Here is a 22,641-nt window from a genome sequence, read left to right as displayed (position 1 = left end):
GGCTTCCTTTATTTCAGCAGTTCGTCGCGGACGTGGATCGCGCCCAGCGAGACGCGCACCTCGAACATGAAGCAGATCAGGCTGGCGATCAGCAGCGTCATCGATCCGATGAAGGCGACCGCGACATATTGGCCGATGTGCAGGCTGGCGAGTTCGGCGATGAACAACAGGGCGACGACCGCGCACGTCAACACCGCGCTGCTGACCGCCAGGAAAAGCGCCCAGTTGATGATCGAGATGCGGCGGTCGAGCAACCGCAGCTCCCACACGTGACGGTCGTGTTCCGGTCCGGTCGTGCGGGGGTGCAGGCCTTCCAGCGTGCGCGCGCGATCGACGACGCGCGACAGTCGGCCGGCCAGCACGTTCAGCAGCGCGCCGATGCCCGCGAGCATGAAGACGGGACTGAGCGATAGCTGGATCGTCTGCGCGATCGTCGAGACTTCGGGGGAATATTGCAGCACGGAAAAATCTTTGGCGGTCGCGCGGTGCGGGGGCAAGTGCGAACCGGTCGGTAACCTTGGTTCGCTATGGCGTTCGCGATGACCAAGGCCCTGTCGCTCGCCGAATTCACGCGCCTGCCGCGCACCGTGCGCGCGCATCTGGTCGACGGGCTGTCGACCGCGATCGATCGCGTGGCGGAGGCGGGACCGGCCACGCACGCGTTCCTGCGCCACCAATGGTATGTCGCGGCGCTGGCGGCCTACGGCGGCGCGGCGCGAACGTTGGTGGTGACCGCCGAAGACACGCCGGTGCTGACGCTGCCGCTGGTCGCGGTCGGGCATCCGGCGTTGAGGCTGGCCAGCGTGCCAGGCTGCTATTGGCCGTTCCGCGGATTCGGGCTGGCGCTTGATGCGGGGGACGAGGCGCTCGACGTAGCGATAGAGACGCTGGCCCGGCATATTCGCGCGATGCGGGTCGGGCCGGTCTATGATGGCGATCCGTCGGTCGCGGCGCTGGTCGCGGCGGCGCGGGCGAAGGGATGGAAGGTGATCGACCGGTTCGTCGCCGAACGCTTTGCGCTGGATATGGCGGGGCAGGAAGGCGCTTGGCCGCGCGGATCGACGCTGCGCAAGAACCGTTTCCACGAAAAGCATCTGGCGGCGCATGGCGCACTCAACTGGCGCTTTGTCGGCGGGGCGGACTGGCCTGACGGTTTTGATGCGTTGGCGGAGGTCGAGCGGGTCAGCTGGATCGCGGACCTGACCGACGGCAGCGATGCGAAGTTCACCGATACCGGGCACGGCGCGTTCTGGCGCGCGGCGGCGGCGGATCCCGTGCTGGCGCGGATGATGCGCGCGGCGTTGCTGACGGTGGACGGCAAGCCAGCCGCGTTCAGTTTCGATCTCGATGCGGGCACGTTGAAATACGCGATCGCAAACAGTTACGATCCGCAGTTCGCGAAACATTCACCAGGGAAACTGCTATACTATCGCAATCTGGTCGACGCGCAGGCGCGCGGGATGACTGAGGTCGATTGGGGCGCGGGGGACAGCGGCTACAAGCGCACGATCGGCGCAACGCCCGCAGGTGAAATCCGCGACTGGTTGTTCGTGCGGCCGGGCGCCATGACGCTGGCGGCGCGGTTGCTGTCGCCGTTGTGGCGGCGACGGCCGCCGACCCATGCGGCGATCCTGCGGCGGGGTTAGCGCAACGGTCCGCGCAGGATCGCCTCCACCGTATCGATCAGCCCCTCCAGCGCTTCGGGGCGGCTCCAGAAATGGTGATCGCCGGTGTCGCTGGCGTCCAGCGCGGCTTCGCGGGCGGCCAGCAACGTCTGCAACGAGAGGCCTGCGAAGAGGATGCGTTGATTGACGATGGGTGTCGGCAGATGCCCGAGCAGGCGGTGGATGTGCGCCATGTAGCGCGCGTAACCGATCGAGGCGTCGCCGCGCACGGTTTCCCTGAACCACTGACGGCGTTCATTCTGGACGCCGACGATGAAGCGGAAATAGGTTTCGTTCTCGCCCGTCTCGCCGGCCAGGTCTATGTTGGGCAACACCGCCGCCCGGACGATCGCGTGCAGGCCGGGTTCTCCCGCCGCCTCCGCCGCGTCAAGCATCACGCGGCGGCCTTCGTCGATCAGTTGCGCGCCGTCGATCAGCAATTCGCGCAACAGATCGTCCTTGCTGCCGAAATAATAATGCACCGCCGCTGCGTTGCGCTGGCCCGCCGCCTCGACGATTTCGCGCATCCCGACCGCCGCGATGCCGCGTTCGGCGAAGAGGCGGCGTGCAGCGCGCTTCAGTTCGTTGCGGGTCGCGCCGCCGCGCGTAAGCGTTTGGGTTCGGGCGAGGTCCATGCGGTGGAGCATCGTCGATCCGTCCGCACTCGGCAAGCCACTCGACTTAGATCGGGCGGGTGGTTACGCCCGTTGAAACAGAGCGGGAGAGATGCGTGGGACTGGCGCATGATCGCGAGGCGTGGCGCGAGTTGATCGACCTCGACGCGCTGTCGCGGTGGATGAACCGCGAGGGGCTGGGCGCTGGGCCGATCGAGGATGCCGCGACGCTGGGCGGCGGCACGCAGAACATCCTGCTGCGCTTCGTTCGTGCTGGTCGTGAATATGTCCTGCGCCGTCCGCCGCGCCGCCCGCGGCCCGAGAGCGACGAGGTGATGCGGCGCGAGATGAAGGTGCTGGCCGCGCTGCGCGGGACCGATGTGCCGCATCCCGAATTCATCGCCGGGTGCGGCGACCCGGCGGTGCTGGGGACGGCCTTCTACCTGATGGAGCCGGTCGAGGGCTTCAACGCGACCGTCGCGCTGCCGACGCTTCATGCGGGCGACGCGGCGCTGCGGCGGCGGATGGGGGAGGCGATCGTCGACGGCGCGATCGCGCTGTCGCGGATCGATCCGCATGAGCGGGGTCTGGGCGATCTCGGCAAGCTGGACGGATGGCTCGACCGGCAGGTGCCGCGGTGGCGGGCGCAGCTTGACGGCTATGCGAAGTTCGATGGGTGGACCGGGCTGGAGGCGCTGCCAGATGTCGATGCGATCTGTGCTTGGCTGGAGGCGAACCGGCCCGCGACGATGCAGCCGGGGCTGATCCACGGCGACTATCACCTCGCCAACGTCATGTACCGCAACGATGCGCCGGAACTGGCGGCGATCGTCGACTGGGAACTGGCGAGCCGCGGCGATCCGCTGCTCGATCTCGGCTGGCTGACCGCGACGTGGCGCGACCCCGACGAGGCCGAAACGCGGGTGTCGGTGACGCCGTGGGACGGGTTTCCGTCGCTGGAGGAAATCGTCGACCGCTACCTTGGCGCGACCGGGCGCAGCGCGGCGGATGCGCATTGGTACAGCGTGCTCGCGCCGTTCAAGCTGGGCGCGATCCTGGAGGGCAGCCACGCGCGCGCCTGCGCCGGGCTGACCCCGAAGCCGATCGGCGATGCGCTCCACGCGCACACGATCTCGCTGTTCCACCGCGCGCTGCGCCGGATCGGGCGATAGTCAGGCGGGCGTGCATTCTTCCGCCAGCAACGCGTCGGTGAAGGTCTTGCGCCACCACGACACGTCCTGCGTCGTGATCGATTCCATCATCGCGGACCAGCGGCGGATGCGTTCTTCCTTCGGCATTCGCAGCGCCAGCAGGATCGCGTCGGAGATTTCCTCTGCGCTGTATGGATTGACCAGCACCGCATCGCGCAATTGCTCTGCCGCGCCCGCGAAGCGCGACAGGATCAGGACGCCGGGATCTTCGGGATTCTGCGCCGCGACATATTCCTTGGCGACGAGGTTCATCCCGTCGCGCAACGGTGTGACGAGTCCGATCTTGGCGGCGCGATAGACCCCGGCCAGTTCGTCGCGGCCGTAGCCCTGGTTCACGTAGCGGATCGGCACCCAGTCGGTATCGGCGTGCGCGCCGTTGATGCGGCCCGCCAGCCGCTCCAGCGAGCTGCGGATTTTCTGGTAGCTGCCGACTTCGCCGCGCGATGGGGGCGCGATCTGCAGCAGGAACACTTCCTTGCGCTCCTCGGGATGTTCGACGAGGAAGCGTTCGTAGCCGAGGAAGCGTTCCTCCAGCCCCTTCGAATAATCCAGCCGGTCGACGCCGACGATCATGTCGCGCCCGACCGAACTGTCGCGCATCCGGCGATAGGCGAGGCGGCCCTTCACGCTGGCGGCGAGATCGGCGAATTCCTGTGCGTCGATCCCGATCGGGCAGGCGATGACGCGAAGGGTCCGATCGTCGAGCGTCACGACGCCGTCTCCGACGTTCGCGCCGAGTTCGTCGCGGACGAAATCGACGAACGCCTGCAGCCATTCGTCGGTATGGAAACCGATCACGTCATAGGCGAACAACGACCGCACCAGGGCGCGCGCCTCGGGCAATATCGACAGCAACCGGCGCGGGGGCCACGGGATGTGGAGAAAGAAGCCGATGCGGTTCTTGCAACCGCGCTTGCGCAATTCCTCGCCGAGCGGAAACAGGTGATAATCCTGAATCCAGATTGCGTCGGCCGGATCGATCAGCGGGACCGCGGTGTCGGCGAAGCGTTCGTTGACGCGTTTGTACCCGCCCGCGAAATCGCGCTCATATTCGGCCAGATCGACGCGGTAATGGAACAGCGGCCAGAGCGTGCGGTTGGCGTAGCCGTTGTAATATTCGTCGATGTCCTGATCCTCCAGGTCGATCGTCGCGGTCGTCACGCCCTGATTGCGTTGCAGATCGATATGGCCGGTGAATTCGTCGGTGCGCTCACCCGACCAGCCGAACCAGATGCCGCCGGTCTCGCGCAGCGCGGACGACAGCGCGACCGCGAGGCCACCCTGCGCGCCGGTTTCGGTCCCCTTGGGAGCGGAGACGCGGTTGGAGATGATGATCAGGCGGCTCAGCGGATCGAACTCCACGGTTTGCTCAGCAACGCGGCGCAGTTGATCATGCCGACCAACGAGTACGTCTGCGGGTAATTGCCCCACAATTCGCCGGTCACGGGGTCGATATCCTCGGACAGCAATCCGGCGGCGGTGCAACGCCCTAGCATCTCCTCGAACAAGGCGCGCGCATCGGCGCTGCGGCCGGTGAAGTGCAGCGCCTCGATCAGCCAGAAGGTGCAGACGTTGAACGCGGTTTCGGGCAAGCCGAAATCATCCTCGGTCGCATAGCGCAGCATGAACGATCCGCGGCGCAGCCCCTCTTCGACCGCCGTCAGCGTACCCTGGAAACGCGGATCGTCGGGGGTGAAGAACCGCAGGTCGAGCAACTGGATCAGGCTCGCGTCGAGGTCGTCGCCCGCGAAGGTCGCGGACATGCGGTTGGTGTCGGCACGCCATGCCGCCTCCTCAATCCGCGCGCGGATGCGGTCGGCGCGGTCCTGCCAGAAATCGTGTCGCTCGGTCAGGCCGAGCGCAGTCGCAGCGTTGGCGAGGCGGTCGCACGCCGCCCAGCACATCGCGGAGGAATAGGTGTGGACGCTTTGCCTTGTGCGTAGCTCCCACAGTCCCGCATCGGGGGCGTCGTGATGCTCCCACGCGCGTTCGCCGACGCGTTCGAGCGACTCGAAATCCTCCACGCCCGCGACGCGGAACATCCGGCGGTCGAAGAAGGCGTGAACGCTGCACAGCACGATCTGGCCATAGGCGTCGTGCTGGATTTGCTCATAGGCCTGATTGCCGACGCGCACCGGTCCCATGCCGCGATAGCCGGGCAGGGCGGGGGCGACGCGTTCCTCCAGCACCGCCTCGCCGAGCACGCCGTACAGCGGCTGGATATGCCCGCCCGCCGCGCCGTCGACGATGTTGCGGAGGTATTCGAGATAGCCCTCCAGCACGTCGAGCGCGCCGAGTCGGTTCAGCGCCTGCACGGTATAATAAGCGTCGCGCACCCAGCAGTAGCGATAGTCCCAGTTGCGCTGCGACCCCGCATGTTCGGGGATCGAGGTGGTCAGCGCCGCCACGATCGCACCGGTCTCCTCATGCTGGCACAGCTTCAGCGTGATCGCCGAGCGGATGACGACGTCCTGCCATTCGAGCGGGATGGCGAGGCCGCGGACCCATTCTTGCCAGTGGTGGACCGTTTTCGTCAGCATATCGTCGACGCTGGCCGACAGATCGCCGACGAAGCTTTCGTCGGGGCCGAGGAAGAAGTGCAGCGGACGTTCGACGCGGAATGCGCGTTCCTCCGTCACCATTCCGATCGGGGCGGTGGTGCTCAGCCGCAAATGGTCGTCGCCGAGGCGGAAGCGGACGTGGTTCGATCCGGTCGTGCGTTCGCCGTTCGACTTGCCCCAATCGGACGTCGGGCGCAGCGATACGCGGATGCGCGGGCTGCCCGCGACCGGGCGGACGATGCGCGCGAAAGCGACCGGGCGATAGCTGCGGCCCATGCGTTCGTGGCGCGGGCAGAAATCCACCACCTCGATCGCGTTGCTCGCGGCATCGGTGTGGCGCGTGACGAGGACGGGGGTGTTGCGTTCGTAGCGTTGTTCGGTGCTGACGACGCCTTCAAGCTCGATGCTCCAATAGCCCGCCGCGGGTTCGTCGCCGCCGAGCAGCGCCGAGAACAACGGATCGCCGTCGACGCGCGGTGCGCAGCCCCACACGAAGCGGCCGGTACGGTCGACGAGCGCGCTGACCTGGCAATTGCCGATCGGCCAGAGATCGAGGCTGGTCATGCTGTTTCCAGCCAGTCGAGCGTCGCGGCGACATCCGGCAGGCGATACGCGGCGGCGGTCGGGCGGGGCGCGCCGACCAGGATGCCCGCGCCCCCCAGCGCTGCGGCGGCGACCATCGCTGGCTCGTCGGTATCGTCGTCGCCGATGAAGACGGGTTTCGCGCCAGCCATCGCAGGGGTTTCCATAAGGCGGCGCAGCGCGCTGCCCTTGTCCGCGCCGCCGACGCGCAGTTCGACCATCATCTTGCCGGTCTGCAGGTGGAGGCCGGTCTGTGCGGCGAGGTCGGACGCCAGCGCCTGAGCGTCCGCTTCGTGGGCGGGTGCGGTGCGGTAGTGGAGCGCGGCGCCCAGCGGTTTTGCCTCGACCAGCAGGCCGGGGCGGGTTTCGGTGAATTGATGCATTGCAGCAAGAATACGATTGAGCGCGGCGGGTCGTTCCGTTCGCGCCAACGCTCCGTCCGATCCGCGCACCTCCAGACCGTGACTTCCCGCGATTGCGATCGGCAGGTCGCCGAACAGGGCAAGGATCCCCGCGACCGGCCGCCCGCTGATGATTGCGATGCGGCCGTTCAATTTTGTCGCAAGGCCCGCAATCAGTGTGGCGAGCCGCTCATCGACGGCCGCGAGATCGGGCGTGGGGGCGAGATCGACCAGCGTGCCGTCGAAATCGAGGAACAGCGCCGCGCCCTCGAGCAGGTTGGCGGGAGGCGGGGGGAGCATGACGGCAGAATTCACGACGTGACGGGTCTCAACAAAAAAGGGAGCGTCGGTAGCCCGACACTCCCCTAATGCGCGAACCGTTACGTTCGTTTCGCTGCCGTGCTATTTTCCGCCGGCAGCGATCCAAGTATCGATCTTCTTTTCCAGCACCGGCATCGGCAGAGCGCCCGTGTCCAGCACCTGCGCATGGAACTTCCGCGGATCGAACTTCGCGCCCAGATCCTTTTGCGCCTTCGCCTTCAACCGTGAGATCGTCAGCTGCCCGACCTTGTACGCCAGCGCCTGTCCGGGGATGGCGATATAGCGTTCGACCTCGGCGGTGGCGTCGGTCTTACCCATGGGCGAATTGTCGAGCATGTATTTGATCGACTGATCGCGGGTCCAGCCCTTCGCATGGATGCCGGTGTCGACCACCAGCCGCATCGCGCGCAGCATCTCGTCGTTCAGCCCGCCCATGCGCTGATACGGATCGGTTTCGACGCCGAGTTCCTTGTGCAGGCTCTCCGCGTACAGCCCCCAGCCCTCGGCGTAGGCGGTGTTGCCGCCGAAGCGCATGAAGGCGGGGAGCGCGGCGTTTTCCTGTGCCAGGCTGATCTGGAAATGATGCCCCGGCACCGCTTCGTGCAGGTACAGCGTCTCCATCGTCCACAGGTAACGCGACGGTAAGTCGTAGGAATTATAGTAGAATACGCCCGGCCGCGATCCGTCCGGCGTGCCGCCCTGATACGAACCGCCGGCCTCGGTCTTTTCCTTGAATGCGGGGACGGCGCGGATTTCGAGCGGGGTCTTGGGGATCAGCGAGAATTGTTCGCGCACGCGCTGATCGACGCGCTTGCCGATGGCTTCGTAACCCAGCCGCACCTGATCCTTCGACGCCGGCTGGAATTTCTTGTCGGTGCGCAGATAGGTGAAGAATTCCGGCAGCGTGCCCTTGAACCCGGCGGCGGTCTTCTGCGCCTCCATCTCGCGCAGGATGCGCGCGACTTCGGAGAGTCCGAGCTGGTGAACCTCCTCGGCCTTCAGCGGCAGCGTGGTGTTCGATTCGATCAGATATTCGTACAGCTTCGGGCCGCCCGGCATCTGGCCCAGCCCGACGCTGTCGCGCGCGGCGGGGCGGTATTCCTTGCTGAGGAAATCGCGCATCCGCTGATGCGCGGGCAGGATCACCTCGCGCACCTGTTTCGCATAGGCCGCGCGCAGTCGGGTCTGGTGGGCGGTGCTGATCGTGGCGGGGAAGGTCTTCACGGGCGCGTAGAAGACCGATCCCTCGATCCCTTGCGCGATCAGATTGTCGAACTGGCCGATCATGTTGTCGACGACCAGTTTCGGCTGGACGACGCCCGCCTTCATGCCTTCGCGGAAGCGCACGATCGCGCGGTCCATGATCTGCGCATATTCGACGTTGCGCTTCAAGTTGTTCTCGTAATCCACCAAAGTCTTGAACGGCGCAGCGCCGGTGCCCGAGGCGAATTCGGGATAAAAGGTCTGATAGCCGAAGAAATGATCGATCGGACGGACAATCGTCAGCGCGACGATTTCGGGCGTCAGACCGCGCAGTGCGATCTCGGTCTGGTTCTGGAACACGTCGTAGGCGATCTGGTCGGTGGGCGTCAGCTTCGTGCGGTCGATCGCCTTAAGGCGCGTCAGGTCGCTTTCGCTCGCGGCGCGTTCGGCGTTGATGTTGGCGTCGGTCAGGTAGTCGCCGAGCCGGTCGGCGTAGCGCAGGTCGCCGCGGAAGATGCCCGAGATCGGATTTCGCTTCAGGCTGGCTTCGTCGCTTTCGTGGAACAGCGTCTTCAGCTTCGCATCCTCCGGCCCGTCGCCCGGCATCGCGACGGGGGGCGGCACCTGCTGCGCAACGGCGGGTGTGGCGGTGCTGGCGAGGAGCAGGAGGGCGAGAGCGGTCGAACGCATGAACAGCACCTTTGGTCGGGAGGAATGCCGCGCGGGATATGCCTCTCGCCGCGTTGCCGCAACGGGAAAGTGGCTTAGCGGGGTAATACGGTCACTGCTCCCCGACACGGGGAGGATCAGAATGCAGCGCGCAATGTTACCTGGTACAAAGGCCCGGCGTTCTCGCGTTCGAGCTCGAACTCGTCGACGTCGCCCGCGGCGCGATTGGCGAGGATTTCGTCGTAGCTGTCGCCGTCGTACTTGCGGTAATCCTCCGATTTCGTGCGGCGCAGGATGTCCTGGACCGAGAAACGCAGCACGAAATTCTTGCCGAAGCGCTTTTCCGCGAACGCCTCGAGATCGACGCCGTAGCGCAGGTCGACGGTTTCGTCGAAGTTCGACGCCGATGCCTTGCTGCGGCCCGATACGGTCGCGCCGAAGCTGGCGTTCGCGGCGCGGACGGTCTGGATGAAGCCTGCGTTGTAGATGTGGTGCGGCTGGTTGTTGAACTGGCGCTTTTGCCCGGTGAACGGGTCGGTCACTTCGCTGTCGAGATAGGTGTAATTGGCGAAGATGCCGGTGTCGGGCGCGCCGATCGCGGTCAGCGGCGCGGAAAGGTCGATCTCCAGGCCCCAGGTCTTGCCGTCGCCGATGTTCTGCGGCGTGAACAACTGCCCGTCGCCATTGTCGCCGATCGCGACCAGTTCGATCACATCGGTGATGTCGCGATAGAAGGTGTTGATGCCGATGATCCCGCGCCCGCCGAGGCGGCGTTCGTAACCGACGTCCAGCCCCCACGCCTTTTCGTTGCGGAGCGAGGGATTGCCGCGGGTCGCATCGTCGTCGCCGGGTGTTTCCTCGTCCTCGAACGGTGAGATGAAATCATAGTTCGGGCGGCGCACGGTGCGTGCGAGCGAGGCGCGGAACTGGTCGTTCGCGGTCGGCGCGTAGCGCAGGTGGAGCGACGGATTCAGCGTTTCGGCCTTGAAGTCAGTCGTCGGCACCGCATCGCCGCTGACGGTGCGACGCGTGATTTCGTACCGCACGCCCGCGTCGATCGTGAATTGCGCGGTCGGCTCCAGCGTGACGCGCGCATAGGGATCGTAGCGGTTTTCCTCGATCTTGAAGATGCCGCTCTGGAAATCGCCGTCGTTCAGCCCGTTGCGGTTCTTGCGGAACAGGTCGATGCCGACCTTGAAACGGGCGTTGCTCTCGCCGAAACCGAGATTCACCGTGCCGCTATATTCGTCGTCCTTGATGCCGATCGTCGTGATCTCGTCGAGTTCGAGGTCGGTCAGGTCGTCGGCGTTCTCGCCCACCATCACGGTCGCGGTCGTGTTCTCGCGGTAGCCGGACCAGCCCGCGGCGAGGCCGAGGTCGACGCCGCCGAGCGGGATCAGCGCGTCACCGGTGATCGTGTAGGTCTGCTGGTCGATCTCCTCCAGTTGCGTCTCGATCCCGTCGAAATCGAGGTCCGGCCCCTCGAACATGGTCGAGGATTCGAACTCCTCGCGGTCGGTGTCGACGAAGAAGCCCTGCAGCCGCACGAACCCGCGGTCGCCGAAGCCGTGACGAATCTCGGCGCTGCCCGACAGGTCGCTGCCGTCGCGCGTGTCGCTCTGCAGTTCGGTGTTGTTGAACACCGGATTTGTCTCGTCGAGCGGGCCGCTGGTCACGTCGTCGAAGCGCAGCGACACCTTCTTCTTCGGGTTGCGGCGTTCCTGATAATTGACCGCCGCCCAGAAGGTCGTGTCCTCGCCCAGTCGCCCGGCATAGGCCCCGGCGAGCGACGGGCGGACCTTGCCGTCCTTGTTGATCAGCGCGCCGGCCTTTGCGAAACCGCCGTCGAAGGTCGCGGCTTCCTTGGTGACGATGTTGAGCGATCCGGCGACGCCTTCGCTCGGCTGATCGGCGCGCGGGGAGCGGACGATCTCGATCTTCTCGACCAGCTCGGCGGGGATGCGATCGACGAAGAAGCTGCGGTCGGCCTCGCCGCCCGGCGCGCGACGGCCGTTGATCAGCACCTGCGTATAGCCCGCGGGCAGGCCGCGGAACTGCGGGCCGTCATATTCCAGCACGTCGGAGGTGAAGGTGACGCCGGGCACGCGCTTCAGCATCTCACCGACCGAGACGGGTTCGAAGCGCTGGAAGTAATCGAGGTCGTAGGAGAGGACCGGATTGGGATCGGCGGTGCGGTCGCGGAACTGGATCGTGCCATTGACGATGACGTCTGCGGAGGTTTCGGGGGCGGAGGTTTCCTGGGCGGGCGCGGGGGCTGGCCGATCGGCAGGAACGTCCTGCGCCTGCGCGACGGATAGCGTCAGCGGCAGCGCGGCGGCGCCCAGCGCGAGCCTGGTGATCAGCTTCATGTCTTTCCCCCGTCATCGCGCTGTCGCATTCCGATGCGAGCGCAGGTTTTCCGTTGGGAGACGAAGATGACACCCGCCCTACCGAACCGCGTCAGCTGTGTGACACTGGCGCTGGCCGTCGTTTTGAGTGGGTGCGCGACCGCGCCGCCGACATGGGAGGCGATCGCCGCGCGCAGCCCGGCGCCGGTCGTGACCGCGTCGCGCGAGACCGATGCGGTGGCGACCGCGAATGCCGATGCGGCGGACGATCCCGCGATCTGGCGCAACGGGGCCGATCCGGCGCGCAGCCTGATCGTCGGCACCGACAAGAAGGCGGGGCTGAACGTCTATGACCTGACCGGCAAGCAGCGCAGCTTCGCCGACGCGGGGCGGGTGAACAACGTCGACCTGATCGCGGACCAGATCGCGGGCGAGGCGGGGGTGCTGGTCGCGGCGTCCGACCGCAATGATGTGCTGGCGGCGAAGGTCGCGCTGTTCCGGCTGGATACCGCGGCGGCGACGTTGGTGCCGCTCGGCACGGTCGGCGCGGGCGCGGGCGAGGCGTATGGAATTTGCCTCGCCGCGCGCGGCGGCGGGGTCGATGCGTTCGTGGTGCTGAAGGACGGGACGATCAACCAAGTCGCGCTGGATCTTTCGGGCGCGCGACCGGCGGGGCGGATCGTGCGCACGATGAAACTGGCGACACAATCCGAAGGGTGTGTCGTCGATGCGCGGACGCAACGGCTGTACGTGGCCGAGGAGGACGCCGGCATCTGGCGCTTCGATGCGCGCGCCGATGGGCCGACGACCGCGATTCCCGTCGCGAAGGTCGACGGGCGCAATCTGGTCGCCGATGTCGAGGGGCTGGCGCTGGCGGGCAAGTGGTTGGTCGCGTCGAGCCAGGGCGATAACGCTTATGCGGTTTATGATCTGGCGACCGATGCGTACGTCGGGCGCTTCCGGATCGGCGCGGGGACGCTGGGCGCGACGAGCGAAACCGATGGGATCGAGGTCGCGATCGGCGATTTCGGCCCCGATTTTCCGGCGGGCGTGATGATCGCGCAGGACGGCGACAACGCCCCGAACGCGCAGAACTTCAAGGTGGTCGACTGGCGGCAGGTGGAAGCCGCGATCGCACGTAAATGATCTTCATTCGCAACTGGAACTGATTCTCCCCGCCTGCGTCTTCCCTTGTGACGCGCCATCAGGCGCGAAGGGCTTGGGAGGCCTTTTCCAGCATGAACGAAGCAGGCGATTTCCGCGTATCGCGACGGGGAGTGATGGGCGGCGGCGCGGCAACTATCGCGCTGACCGCGACGCCCGCAGTGGCGATACAGACCCCGGCCGCTCGGCCAGAAACGGTGACAACCATGAAAGTGACGCTGAAGGTCAACGGCAAGGCGCGGAGCCTCGAGGTCGATACGCGGACGACATTGCTCGACGCGCTGCGCGAAAATTTGAAGCTGACCGGCACGAAGAAGGGCTGCGACCACGGCCAGTGCGGTGCGTGCACCGTCATCGTCGACGGGCGGCGGATCAATTCGTGCCTGACGCTGGCGGTGATGCACGACGGCGACGACGTGACCACAATCGAGGGCCTTGGCACGCCCGATAAGCTGCATCCGATGCAGGCCGCGTTCGTCAAGCATGACGGATACCAATGCGGATACTGCACGCCGGGGCAGATCTGTTCGGCGGTGGCGGTGCTCGACGAGATCAAGGCGGGCATCCCGAGCCACGTCAGCGGCGATATCGTCTCCGCGCCTGCGATGAACGCGGCGGAGATGCGCGAGCGGATGAGCGGCAACATTTGCCGCTGCGGGGCTTACTCCAACATCGTCGATGCAATGTCCGAAGTGGCGGGGGTGAAGGCATGAAGGCGTTTACGTACGAGCGTGCGAAAAGCGCGCAGGACGCCGCGGTCTTGGCATCGCGCACGCCCGGTGCGAAGTTTATCGCAGGCGGCACGAATCTGCTCGACCTGATGAAGCTGCAGATCGAGACGCCGCAGCATCTGATCGACGTGAACGGGACGGGGCTCGACAAGATCGAACCGACACCCGACGGCGGGCTGCGGATCGGCGCGATGGTGCGCAACACCGATCTCGCCGCCGACGCGCGCGTGCGGAAGGATTACGGCGTGCTGAGCCGCGCATTGTTGGCGGGCGCGTCGGGGCAGTTGCGCAACAAGGCGACGACCGCGGGCAATTTGCTCCAGCGGACGCGCTGCCCGTATTTCTACGATACGACGCAGGCCTGCAACAAGCGCGCACCGGGCAGCGGCTGCGCGGCGATTGGCGGGTTCAGCAAGGGGCTGGCGATCGTCGGCGGTAGCACGTCGTGCATTGCGACACATCCCAGCGACATGGCGGTGGCGATGCGCGTGCTCGACGCGACGGTGGAAACGGTGACATGGAGCGGATCGACACGCTCGATCCCGATCGCCGATTTCCATCGCCTGCCCGGTACGACGCCGCAGACCGACACGACGCTGGCGGCGGGGGAGGTCATCACCGCGGTGACGCTGCCCAAGCCGATCGGCGGGACGCACATCTACCGCAAGGTGCGCGACCGCGCGTCCTACGCCTTCGCGCTCGTATCGGTCGCCGCGGTGATCGAAGCCGGGCGCGGTAGGCTCGCGATCGGCGGCGTCGCGCACAAGCCGTGGCGCGTCGAGAGCGCCGAGGCGCGGCTGCCCGAGGGCGCAAAGGCGACCGCCGCGGCGCTGCTCGCCGGGGCCAAGCCAACGACAGACAATGCGTATAAGGTCGCGCTCGTCGAACGCACCATCGCCAGCGTGATCGAGGAGTCCCGCGCATGAAGTTCGACCAGCCCGCAGGGCAGAACCCGATCGACCGGATGCGCGTGATTGGCAAGCCGATCGACCGCATCGACGGGCCGCTGAAGACCACCGGCACCGCGCCTTACGCGTATGAACGCAACGACGTCGCGCCGAACGCGGCGTACGGCGTGATCGTCGGCAGTGCGATCGCGACGGGCAAGATCAATGCGATCGACACCACGGAGGCGAAGGCCGCGCCGGGCGTGCTGGCGGTCGTGACCCACACCGATGCGGGCAAGCTCGGCAAGAGCGACGACGGCCCTGCGCGCTATCTCGCCGGGCCGGAGGTGCAGCATTTCGATCAGGCGGTCGCGGTGGTCGTCGCCGAGACGTTCGAACAGGCGCGCGCCGCCGCGAAGCTGGTCCGCGTCGATTATGCGCGCGGCAAGGGCGCGTTCGACCTGAAGGCGGCGAAGGCCGGCGCGCCGATCGCACCGTCTACGCAGGCGCCGGCAGAAAGTTCGGTTGGCGATTTCGCGGGAGCGTTTGCGAAGGCCGCGGTGAAGGTCGACCAGACCTACACCACCCCCGACCAGAGCCATTCGATGATGGAGCCGCACGCGACGACCGCGGCGTGGACCAATGACGGCCTGACTTTGTGGACATCGAACCAGATGATCGCCTGGGCGGTGCGCGATCTGGTCAAGACGTTCGGCTTGCCGAAGGAAAAGATCCGCGTCCATTCGCCGTATCTCGGCGGCGGGTTCGGTGCGAAACTGTGGATCAGGTCTGACGCGGTGATGGCGTCGCTCGGCAGCCGGGCGATCGGTGGACGGCCGGTAAAGGTCGTGCTGGCGCGGCCGCAGGTGATGAACAACACCACGCACCGCCCGGCGACGATTCAGCGCGTGCGGATCGGCGCGGACAAAAGCGGCAGGATCACCGCGATCGGGCACGAAAGCTGGTCGGGCGATCTGGCGGGCGGCGGACCGGAGGCGGCGGTGCTGCAGACGCGGCTATTGTATGCCGGGGAAAACCGCATGACCGCGCTACGGCTGGCGGTGCTTGATCTGCCCGAGGGCAATGCGATGCGCGCGCCGGGCGAGGCGGTCGGGCTGCTAGCGCTGGAAGTCGCGATGGATGAACTGGCGGAAAAGTTGGGGATGGACCCGATCGAACTGCGCATCATCAACGATACGCAGGTCGATCCCGAGAAACCGGAGCGCAAATTCTCTCAGCGCGACCTGATCGGCTGCCTGCGGACGGGCGCGGAGCGGTTCGGCTGGTCCGCGCGCAACGCCAAGCCTGGCCAGACGCGCGACGGTCAATGGCTGGTCGGGATGGGCGTGGCGGCGGCGTTCCGCGACAACATCACGATGAAATCCGCCGCGCGCGTCGGGATCGACAAGAAAGGCGTGGTCACCGTCGCGACCGACATGACCGATATCGGCACCGGCAGCTACACGGTCATCGCGCAAACCGCGGCCGAGATGATGGGCGTGGAAATCGACAAGGTCGTCGTGCTGCTGGGCGATTCAAGCTTTCCGGTATCGGCAGGGTCGGGCGGACAGTGGGGCGCGAACAGTTCGACCGCGGGTGTCTATGCCGCGTGCATGGATTTGCGAAAGCGCGTCGCGACGCAGTTCGGTTACGATCCCGAAACTGCAGTGTTCGAGGACGGCCGGGTCAAATCGGGCAACAAGAGCAAGCCGCTGACCGACGCCGCCGGACTGTCGGCGGAGGATGCGATCGAGTTCGGCGATCTGGGGAAGACCTATGCGCAATCGACCTTCGGCGCGCATTTCGTCGAGGTCGGCGTCCATGCGATGACCGGCGAGGTGCGCGTGCGCCGTATGTCGGGCGCGTTCGCGGCGGGACGGATTCTGAATCCGAAATCGGCGCGCAGCCAGGTGATCGGCGCGATGACGATGGGCGTCGGCGCCGCACTGATGGAGGATGCGGTGGTCGACAAGCGCTTTGGCTTCTTCGTCAACCATGACCTTGCCGGATACGAAGTGCCGGTCCACGCCGACATCCCGCATCAGGACGTGTTCTTTATGGACGAGGTGGACGACAAATCCTCCCCGATGAAGGCCAAGGGTGTCGGCGAACTCGGCATCTGCGGCGTCGGCGCGGCGGTGGCGAATGCGGTGTACAATGCGTGCGGGGTGCGGGTGCGCGATTATCCGCTGACGATCGACAAGATCATCGGGAAATTGCCTGCGCTGACGGTGGCTTGAGGCGGGCGATACGATCATCTTTACCCGTTCGTCCTGAGTAGGGACTGAGCGAAGGCGAAGGCCCGTATCGAAGGACACGCCCGGACGCTTGTCCTTCGATACGCGTCTTCGACAAGCTCAGCCGCCACTCAGGGCGAACGGGAAAAGTAGTACCGCCCCAGCCAGTCGCGTAAGTCGGCCACCACCTCATCGCGATTGACCTCGTTCAGCATCTCGTGGCGGCCGTCGGGATAAAGCCGGTCCTCCACGTTCAGCCCGGCCGCGCGATAGCGGTCGACCAGCGGCTGCCAGCCATGCAGGACGCAGTGCAGCGGATCGTGATCGCCGGAAAAGATGTAGATCGGCAGCGTCTTTGGGATGCGATCGACCTCATCAGACAACCTTCCTGCCTCGGCGCGGATCGTTTCGAGCGATCCGGGCGTGAGCGAGAAGCCGCACAGGGGGTCGGCGACATATTCGTCGACCGCACCATCGTCGCGCGACAGCCAGTCGAACGCGGTGCGCGCGGGCGCGAAGGGTGAATTGAGCATCGCCGCGATCGCATCCGGATCGTCGACCGGCGGCGGCACATGATCGACCGCGACCGCGCCCGACAGCACCAGCCCGTCGAGCGTGTCGCCGTGATCGACGACATAGGCCTGCGCGATCATCGACCCCATCGAATGGCCGAGCAGCACCAGCGGCAGCCCCGGATGCGCCTCGCGCGCAGCACCGACCAGCACGCGTAGGTCCGCGACCACGCCCGGGAACCCGCCCGAACCGAAATCACCTTGGGTGCCGTCGGCCAGCGCGGCTGCCCCGTGCCCGCGGTGATCGATCGAATAAACCGCCCAGCCGTCCGCGATCAGCGGGGTCAGCGGTTCGCGGTACCGCGCCCCGTGCTCGCCCATGCCGTGCGCGACGACCAGCACACCGCGCGGTGTGCCTGCGGTCCAGCATCGCGCTGCTTGCGTGGAATCGATCGCGACGGCGTGTTCGACGATATCGCTCATGTCTCTCTCCCGGCCTTTTGCGACAGCCTAGATCGCGTATGAGAAACGGTCGATAGCCTCGTTTTCCGCTCGACAGACTGCGCGACCGGATGGGAAGGGCGGGCATGAGCCAGACCTTTCTCGGCGTCGAGCCGACCGACGATCCGCACCGTTTTCGCCTCCCCGTCACGAACCGCATCTGCGTCGGCCCGCCGGGCAACGTTTTCCTGTTCGGCGGCGCGGGGCTGGCCGCGGGGGTGCTCGCCGCCGAACGCGCGACCGGGCGGGGGATCGTGTGGGCGAGCGCGCAATTCCTGTCGTATGCGCGCGAAGGCCAGTCGCTGGATGTCGGCGTCAGCGTGGTGCAGGCGGGGCGCAACGTCAGCCAGGTCGGCGTCACGCTGGCCGAGAGCGGCAACACGATCCTGACCGTCAACGCCGCGCTCGGCGACCGGCCCGGCCAGCCCGAGGCGCAATGGACCCCTACGCCCGACATGCCGCCGCCCGACGAATGCGCGCCTTGGTCGCTGTGGCCGAAGCAGGATGGCGGCGCGTCGATGAACGATCGGCTGGAGGTGCGAATGCTCCCCGGCCGCTACGGCGCGGTGCCGCGCGACGGGACGCCGAGCGTCGACGGGCGGATGCGGATGTGGATGCGTGCAACTGATGACGTGACGGTGGACGCGGCGATGCTGGCGATCTTCGCCGATTACGTTCCGTCCGCGGTGGCGGCGGCGTTCGGGCGGCCGGGCGGCGGCAACAGCATCGACAACAATCTGCGCGTGCTACGGGTCGTGGCGACGCGCTGGGTGTTGTGCGACGTGGTGATCGACGCCGCCGCGCGCGGCTTCGCGCATGGCGACGTGCGGCTGTTCGCTGAAGACGGCACGCTGATGGGGGTCGGTAGCCAGTCGATGATCGTCCGCTTCGTGGAGGATCAGCGCCGGACGTAGGTGAAATACCACACCTCGACTGCCAACATTGTTTAAGTTACTGATATGTAAAGCAAAAATATCACTCCTCACGGCTCCGTCTGGTCGGTGGCAATCACCCAGCAATCACCAACCGTCGTACAAGTGGCGGTCTGCGACGCGACATTGCGGAAACAGATGCATCGGGCGAGCATCGGTAATTTGATTGACGGATTAAGCCTGATCTTCGGCGTGAAGGCGAGATCGCGTTGGTCATCAGCTCACCGGACGGGGCACGGCCATCGCCTTCGCGTAAGCGGTAATTTCCCGCTTTACCCTTTCCGTCGTCAAGGCCAATCGCTCTTTTGAGCCTAGCTCGCACTCCCAGGCCACGACCACCTTCCAGCCGAGTGCTTTGAGGTCGCCGGTAGCCTTCTGGTCGCGGGCGACATTGCGCTCGAATTTCCTTGCCCAGAATTCGGCATTGGATTTTGGCGTGGACGCCACGCGGCACCCGTCATGCCGGTGCCAGAAGCACCCATGCACGAAGACCGCCGCCCGGTGCTTCGGGAACACCATATCCGGGCGGCCTGGAAGATCGGCGCCTCCCAATCGAAATCGCAGGCCGAGGCGGTGGAGCGTGCGCCGTAGCACGATTTCTGGCTTAGTGTCGCGTGACCTGATGCGCGACATCCGGATCGAGCGCTCCTCTGCTGTCATGAAATCTGTCAAATCCGAGCTCCGGCCTGGCTAGCTTTGCAAGCTCAGATAGGCATCAAATCGTGCGGGTCGAGTGTCTGATAGCGAATGCCGGAGACCTCGCTCTCGACTCACCATTGTCTCGCGCGCGCCTGTGGCTAAGGTGCGCTGCCAGATGACAACGCAAGAATCTTTCCGGGTTAGCTCACACCTCAAGGACATCATCGGTCGCGATCTGGTGACCAACGAGTTCGTCGCGATATTCGAACTCGTCAAAAACTCGTTCGACGCCGGAGCAACAAGGGTAGATATCGAGTTTGATCCCGATGAGCGGTCGATAACGATCGTCGACGATGGTCGTGGAATGTCCGCGGCTGATATTCGCGGCAAGTGGCTGTTTGTCGCCTATTCAGAAAAAGCGTTGGCCAGCGCTGACGACTATAGGGACAAGATCAGGCCAGCGGGTCAGTACGCGGGTAGCAAAGGGATTGGGCGCTTCGCGTGCGACACGCTTGGCGAACATCTCTCGCTTTACAGCCGAGCAGATGGTGCCAAGTCGATCGTCAAATTGGACATCGACTGGACGCTCTTCGAGCACGACAGCACGGAGGAATTCCAGACCGTGGGCGTCCAGCTAGGGACCGCTACGCGATTTCCCGGGATTGCGAATGCCAAACCCCCCGGTGATCACGGGACAGTGTTGGTAATCAAAGACACCCGGCAGGATTGGGACACATCGACGGTAAGCCGGCTGCGCCGGGACCTAGCCAAGCTTATCGATCCCTTCGGGACGACGAGTCATGTCCCAGTCTCGACTTGGTTCCTCGACGGAACTGACGAGATGATCGAGGGGGTCGATGGGCCGGTTGGCAACGAGATCGCCGATGTTCTCCGTGAAAAGACCAGCCGCATCGACGTCTCAATTGAAAACGGCAAGATCGACACGACACTCTTCGACCGCGGTCGCAAGATATACGCAATACGCGAGACTTCGCCATACGATGAATTGGAGGGTGCGCGTGTCGACGGGCAAATCTATTTCCTAAACCGCTCGGCGAAGCATACATTCACGTCGCGCATGGGCCTACGCTCGGTGGAGTTCGGTAGCGTATTCTTGTTCCTTAATGGCTTTCGTATTTCACCGATCGGCGACGAGTTCGATGACACGCTCGGACTGAACCGCAGGAAGCAGCAGGGGCAGTCGAGATACTTGGGCACTCGCGACATCATTGGACGGGTCGACGTAACCGCCCGGCCAAAGATGTTCCGCGAGGTTTCCAGCCGTGACGCCGGGTTGGTCGAAGACGCGCGTTCTCGCGCGCTTTACGAAGCCATTCGACGCCACATGATTTTTCGCCTGGAGCGTTATGTCGTCGGCGTAAACTGGCAGGACAAGCGCGATCAGGATCGTGATACGCCGGAAGGTCTCGAGACCGATCTGGCGCGGGAGCGTATCCTCGGCATCGTGGGCTCGCTTGCTAGGTACAAGGACATCGAGGTCGTCTACTACGATGACGAAATTGTCCGGGTCGCTGACGATCCGGATCAGATCACGGACGACGCTCTCAAGGCAATGTCACACCTCGCCGAAAGCCGGGGGGATGCTTCGCTTCTCGGGCAAGTCGAGGACGCACGGCGCAGGATCGCGGAGCTAAAGGCATCGCGCGCGGAAGCTGTTGCGGTCGCGTCGCAGGCGATGGAGGAGCGCGCTCGTGCCGATGCGAGGATTGCGGCGCTTGAACAACAGGCAGCCTTCCTTGGCAGCAGTCAGGACGTGGACGTTGAGCGTATCCAGCTCTTAATGCACCAAGCGACCATCCACCTTGGACACGTTCGATCCGCAATCGCCAACGCGGCCTTCGAGGCCCGGAATGTCCTCGACGCCGCCGTTATGCCCGAAGGATTGCACGATGCGGACGATTTTGAAGACTTGCTCGCGAGCATCCGCCAGTCTGCGCGCAGGGTCTCCGCGTCGATCGCGGGCGCGAGCCTATCAGGCGACCGTCTTCGAACGGTTTTGTCGTTCGCCCCAAACATCCGCGTCGACCTTGAAACCGACAAGGTCAACGGGGACATTCTTCGATTCCTGGCCGAATATTTCGATGTCCGCCTCGCTGGCGTTCCCGGAATGCCGAGCGCCACGTTCACGTCATCGCCCGACCTCACGCTCGAGCGCGAGTTCTCACCCGTCGATATGGCGGTCTTTGTCGACAATCTCATGGACAATGCCCGCAAGGCAAAGGCCAGCAAGGTCGAGTTCAAAGTTTCGAAAAAAGGCCAGAACGCCATCGTCATCAAAGTGACCGACGACGGCGTAGGCATCGACCCACGCCGCATCGATCCGTCAAAAATTTTCGAGCGCGGATATACAGGTTCAAGCGCGGGAACCGGTTTGGGCCTCTATAGCGTCCGGCAGATTCTCGATAGCATGGATGGCTCGATCCAGCTCGTAGGGGACGGCACGCGCGCCGATTTTGAGATTGTAATGCCGGGGAGCAAAGAATGAACCTTGATCTTGGTATCCTCTGGATCGAGGATTCCTATAGCGCCCAAGAGGAAGCTGAGCTTAGGCGTCGAGTTCAGGAAGCAGGGTTTATTGCGCGGATTGCCACGATACCGAACGGCGCGGACATCGAGGCACACGCGCGCGAGAACCAACTCTTCCATCGCTATGACCTCATCCTACTTGACTACCGGCTGAAGGATGAAAACGGTGACGACCTCGCGCCTAAGGTGCGGTCGCTCTTCCCATCGACGACGATCCTTTTCTATTCGGGAAGTGCCGGGGATGCGGAGCTCCGGCGCTTGATCGCCGACAAGAATGTCGAGGGTGTCTATTGCAGCGTCCGCGACAATTTTATTCGCCGTGCCGGCGAGCTGATTGACCAAACGGCTCAGGCACTCAACCGGCTCTCTGGGATGCGTGGCCTCGCCATGAGGGTCGTGGCCGAATGCGATGACATCATGAAAGCGGCAGTGATTTCGATGAACGCCCGCCACGACGACTGCGCCAGCAAAATTGACGATCTAGACGCCAATGTCCTGAAAGACTTGGATGAGACCAAGGGCAAGTATGAGCGAGCGCAGAAGGTCGGCCTGCCAGAACGGATGGCCACCCGCGCGGTCGATAGCGCAAAGCTTTTCATGCACTTTCGGCGACTGACCAAGATAGTCGCCGGCGCAGGCGCCGCCTTCGGGCTAGATGATCAGGGAGTCGAGCGATTGCGTGAGCTCCGAAAGGCCAGCGCCAACTATGATCCAAAGGTCTTGGGCCGACGCAACGTGCTTGGGCACGTCATGGAGGTCAAAGGCGATACCGGTTGGGTTTTACAAGGCAGCAACGAGATCAGCATCAACGACTTCGCTGATATCCGCCGCGACTTTGCTGCTCACATCGACGCCCTTCGCGAGATGACCGCCCTCGTCACCACATTGGACCGCCAAGAGACCGCGTAGGGTCTCGC

The 22,641-nt window shown here is 65.0% G+C and carries 18 protein-coding genes; 9 read left to right on the top strand and 9 right to left on the bottom strand.

Annotation, left to right across the window (positions count from 1 at the left end; all coding sequences use genetic code 11):
- Positions 1–8 precede the first annotated feature (8 nt).
- On the bottom strand, positions 9–458 hold the full coding sequence (locus tag M0208_RS05400; RefSeq protein ID WP_258893170.1) for a DUF2721 domain-containing protein: 450 nt from the start codon (positions 456–458) through the stop codon (positions 9–11).
- Between the two features lie 81 nt (positions 459–539).
- Here M0208_RS05400 and M0208_RS05395 point away from each other — a divergent pair, with 81 nt between their 5' ends.
- Positions 540–1,646 carry a GNAT family N-acetyltransferase gene (locus M0208_RS05395; RefSeq protein WP_258890705.1) on the top strand — a complete coding sequence of 369 codons (1,107 nt, stop codon included), beginning with the start codon at positions 540–542 and terminating at the stop codon, positions 1,644–1,646.
- Here the strand turns inward: M0208_RS05395 and M0208_RS05390 are convergent.
- Positions 1,643–2,299, bottom strand: coding sequence for a TetR/AcrR family transcriptional regulator (locus tag M0208_RS05390; protein WP_258890704.1), 657 nt, complete (start codon positions 2,297–2,299; stop codon positions 1,643–1,645). The two genes, M0208_RS05395 and M0208_RS05390, sit on opposite strands and share 4 nt — an antisense overlap.
- Before the next feature lie 95 nt (positions 2,300–2,394).
- On the opposite strand from M0208_RS05390, the gene M0208_RS05385 reads away from it, so the two are divergent.
- Entirely contained in the window at positions 2,395–3,450 is a 1,056-nt protein-coding gene (locus M0208_RS05385) for a phosphotransferase family protein (protein ID WP_258890703.1), read from the top strand.
- On the opposite strand, the gene M0208_RS05380 is transcribed toward M0208_RS05385, so the two are convergent.
- The 5 genes from M0208_RS05380 to M0208_RS05360 all read right to left on the bottom strand — a co-directional run bounded on the left by M0208_RS05380 (position 3,451) and on the right by M0208_RS05360 (position 11,595).
- Positions 3,451–4,851 carry a trehalose-6-phosphate synthase gene (locus M0208_RS05380; protein ID WP_258890702.1) on the bottom strand — a complete coding sequence of 467 codons (1,401 nt, stop codon included), beginning with the start codon at positions 4,849–4,851 and terminating at the stop codon, positions 3,451–3,453.
- The gene (locus M0208_RS05375) at positions 4,833–6,614 is read right to left on the bottom strand and encodes a glycoside hydrolase family 15 protein (protein ID WP_258890701.1); all 1,782 of its coding nucleotides are present in this window, start codon (positions 6,612–6,614) and stop codon (positions 4,833–4,835) included. Before M0208_RS05375 ends, M0208_RS05380 begins: the two co-directional genes overlap by 19 nt.
- Positions 6,611–7,333: a trehalose-phosphatase gene (gene otsB / locus M0208_RS05370; RefSeq protein WP_258890700.1), complete on the bottom strand. Its 723-nt coding sequence runs from the start codon at positions 7,331–7,333 to the stop codon at positions 6,611–6,613. Before otsB ends, M0208_RS05375 begins: the two co-directional genes overlap by 4 nt.
- Positions 7,334–7,435: 102 nt before the next feature.
- On the bottom strand, positions 7,436–9,247 hold the full coding sequence (locus M0208_RS05365) for a DUF885 family protein (protein WP_258890699.1): 1,812 nt from the start codon (positions 9,245–9,247) through the stop codon (positions 7,436–7,438).
- Positions 9,248–9,363: 116 nt separating this feature from the next.
- On the bottom strand, positions 9,364–11,595 hold the full coding sequence (locus M0208_RS05360) for a TonB-dependent siderophore receptor (protein ID WP_258890698.1): 2,232 nt from the start codon (positions 11,593–11,595) through the stop codon (positions 9,364–9,366).
- Between the two features lie 66 nt (positions 11,596–11,661).
- Between M0208_RS05360 and M0208_RS05355 the strand changes: the two genes are divergently transcribed.
- The 4 genes from M0208_RS05355 (at position 11,662) to paoC (ending at position 16,596) form a co-directional block, all read left to right on the top strand.
- Positions 11,662–12,720, top strand: coding sequence for a phytase (locus M0208_RS05355; RefSeq protein WP_258890697.1), 1,059 nt, complete (start codon positions 11,662–11,664; stop codon positions 12,718–12,720).
- 92 nt (positions 12,721–12,812) lie between these two features.
- A complete protein-coding gene (paoA, locus tag M0208_RS05350) occupies positions 12,813–13,451 on the top strand; it encodes an aldehyde dehydrogenase iron-sulfur subunit PaoA (protein ID WP_258890696.1) in 639 nt (212 codons plus the stop codon).
- The gene (locus tag M0208_RS05345; protein ID WP_258890695.1) at positions 13,448–14,395 is read left to right on the top strand and encodes a xanthine dehydrogenase family protein subunit M; all 948 of its coding nucleotides are present in this window, start codon (positions 13,448–13,450) and stop codon (positions 14,393–14,395) included. Before paoA ends, M0208_RS05345 begins: the two co-directional genes overlap by 4 nt.
- Positions 14,392–16,596: an aldehyde oxidoreductase molybdenum-binding subunit PaoC gene (gene paoC, locus M0208_RS05340; RefSeq protein WP_258890694.1), complete on the top strand. Its 2,205-nt coding sequence runs from the start codon at positions 14,392–14,394 to the stop codon at positions 16,594–16,596. Before M0208_RS05345 ends, paoC begins: the two co-directional genes overlap by 4 nt.
- Positions 16,597–16,724: 128 nt before the next feature.
- Here the strand turns inward: paoC and M0208_RS05335 are convergent, their stop codons facing one another.
- Positions 16,725–17,588, bottom strand: coding sequence for a lysophospholipase (locus tag M0208_RS05335; protein WP_258890693.1), 864 nt, complete (start codon positions 17,586–17,588; stop codon positions 16,725–16,727).
- 104 nt (positions 17,589–17,692) lie between these two features.
- Between M0208_RS05335 and M0208_RS05330 the strand changes: the two genes are divergently transcribed.
- Positions 17,693–18,520: an acyl-CoA thioesterase II gene (locus M0208_RS05330; RefSeq protein WP_258890692.1), complete on the top strand. Its 828-nt coding sequence runs from the start codon at positions 17,693–17,695 to the stop codon at positions 18,518–18,520.
- 234 nt (positions 18,521–18,754) lie between these two features.
- On the opposite strand, the gene M0208_RS05325 is transcribed toward M0208_RS05330, so the two are convergent.
- Entirely contained in the window at positions 18,755–19,210 is a 456-nt protein-coding gene (locus M0208_RS05325; protein ID WP_258890691.1) for a very short patch repair endonuclease, read from the bottom strand.
- Positions 19,211–19,352: 142 nt separating this feature from the next.
- Here M0208_RS05325 and M0208_RS05320 point away from each other — a divergent pair, with 142 nt between their 5' ends.
- Together M0208_RS05320 and M0208_RS05315 are read left to right on the top strand one after the other, a co-directional pair.
- Positions 19,353–21,683: a sensor histidine kinase gene (locus M0208_RS05320; protein WP_258890690.1), complete on the top strand. Its 2,331-nt coding sequence runs from the start codon at positions 19,353–19,355 to the stop codon at positions 21,681–21,683.
- Entirely contained in the window at positions 21,680–22,633 is a 954-nt protein-coding gene (locus M0208_RS05315; protein WP_258890689.1) for a response regulator, read from the top strand. The genes M0208_RS05320 and M0208_RS05315 overlap by 4 nt, the downstream gene beginning before the upstream one ends.
- Positions 22,634–22,641 lie beyond the last annotated feature (8 nt).

It is taken from the genome of Sphingomonas sp. SUN019, from assembly GCF_024758705.1.
Taxonomy (GTDB): domain Bacteria; phylum Pseudomonadota; class Alphaproteobacteria; order Sphingomonadales; family Sphingomonadaceae; genus Sphingomonas.
This window is presented reverse-complemented; position numbering and strand designations above follow the sequence as displayed.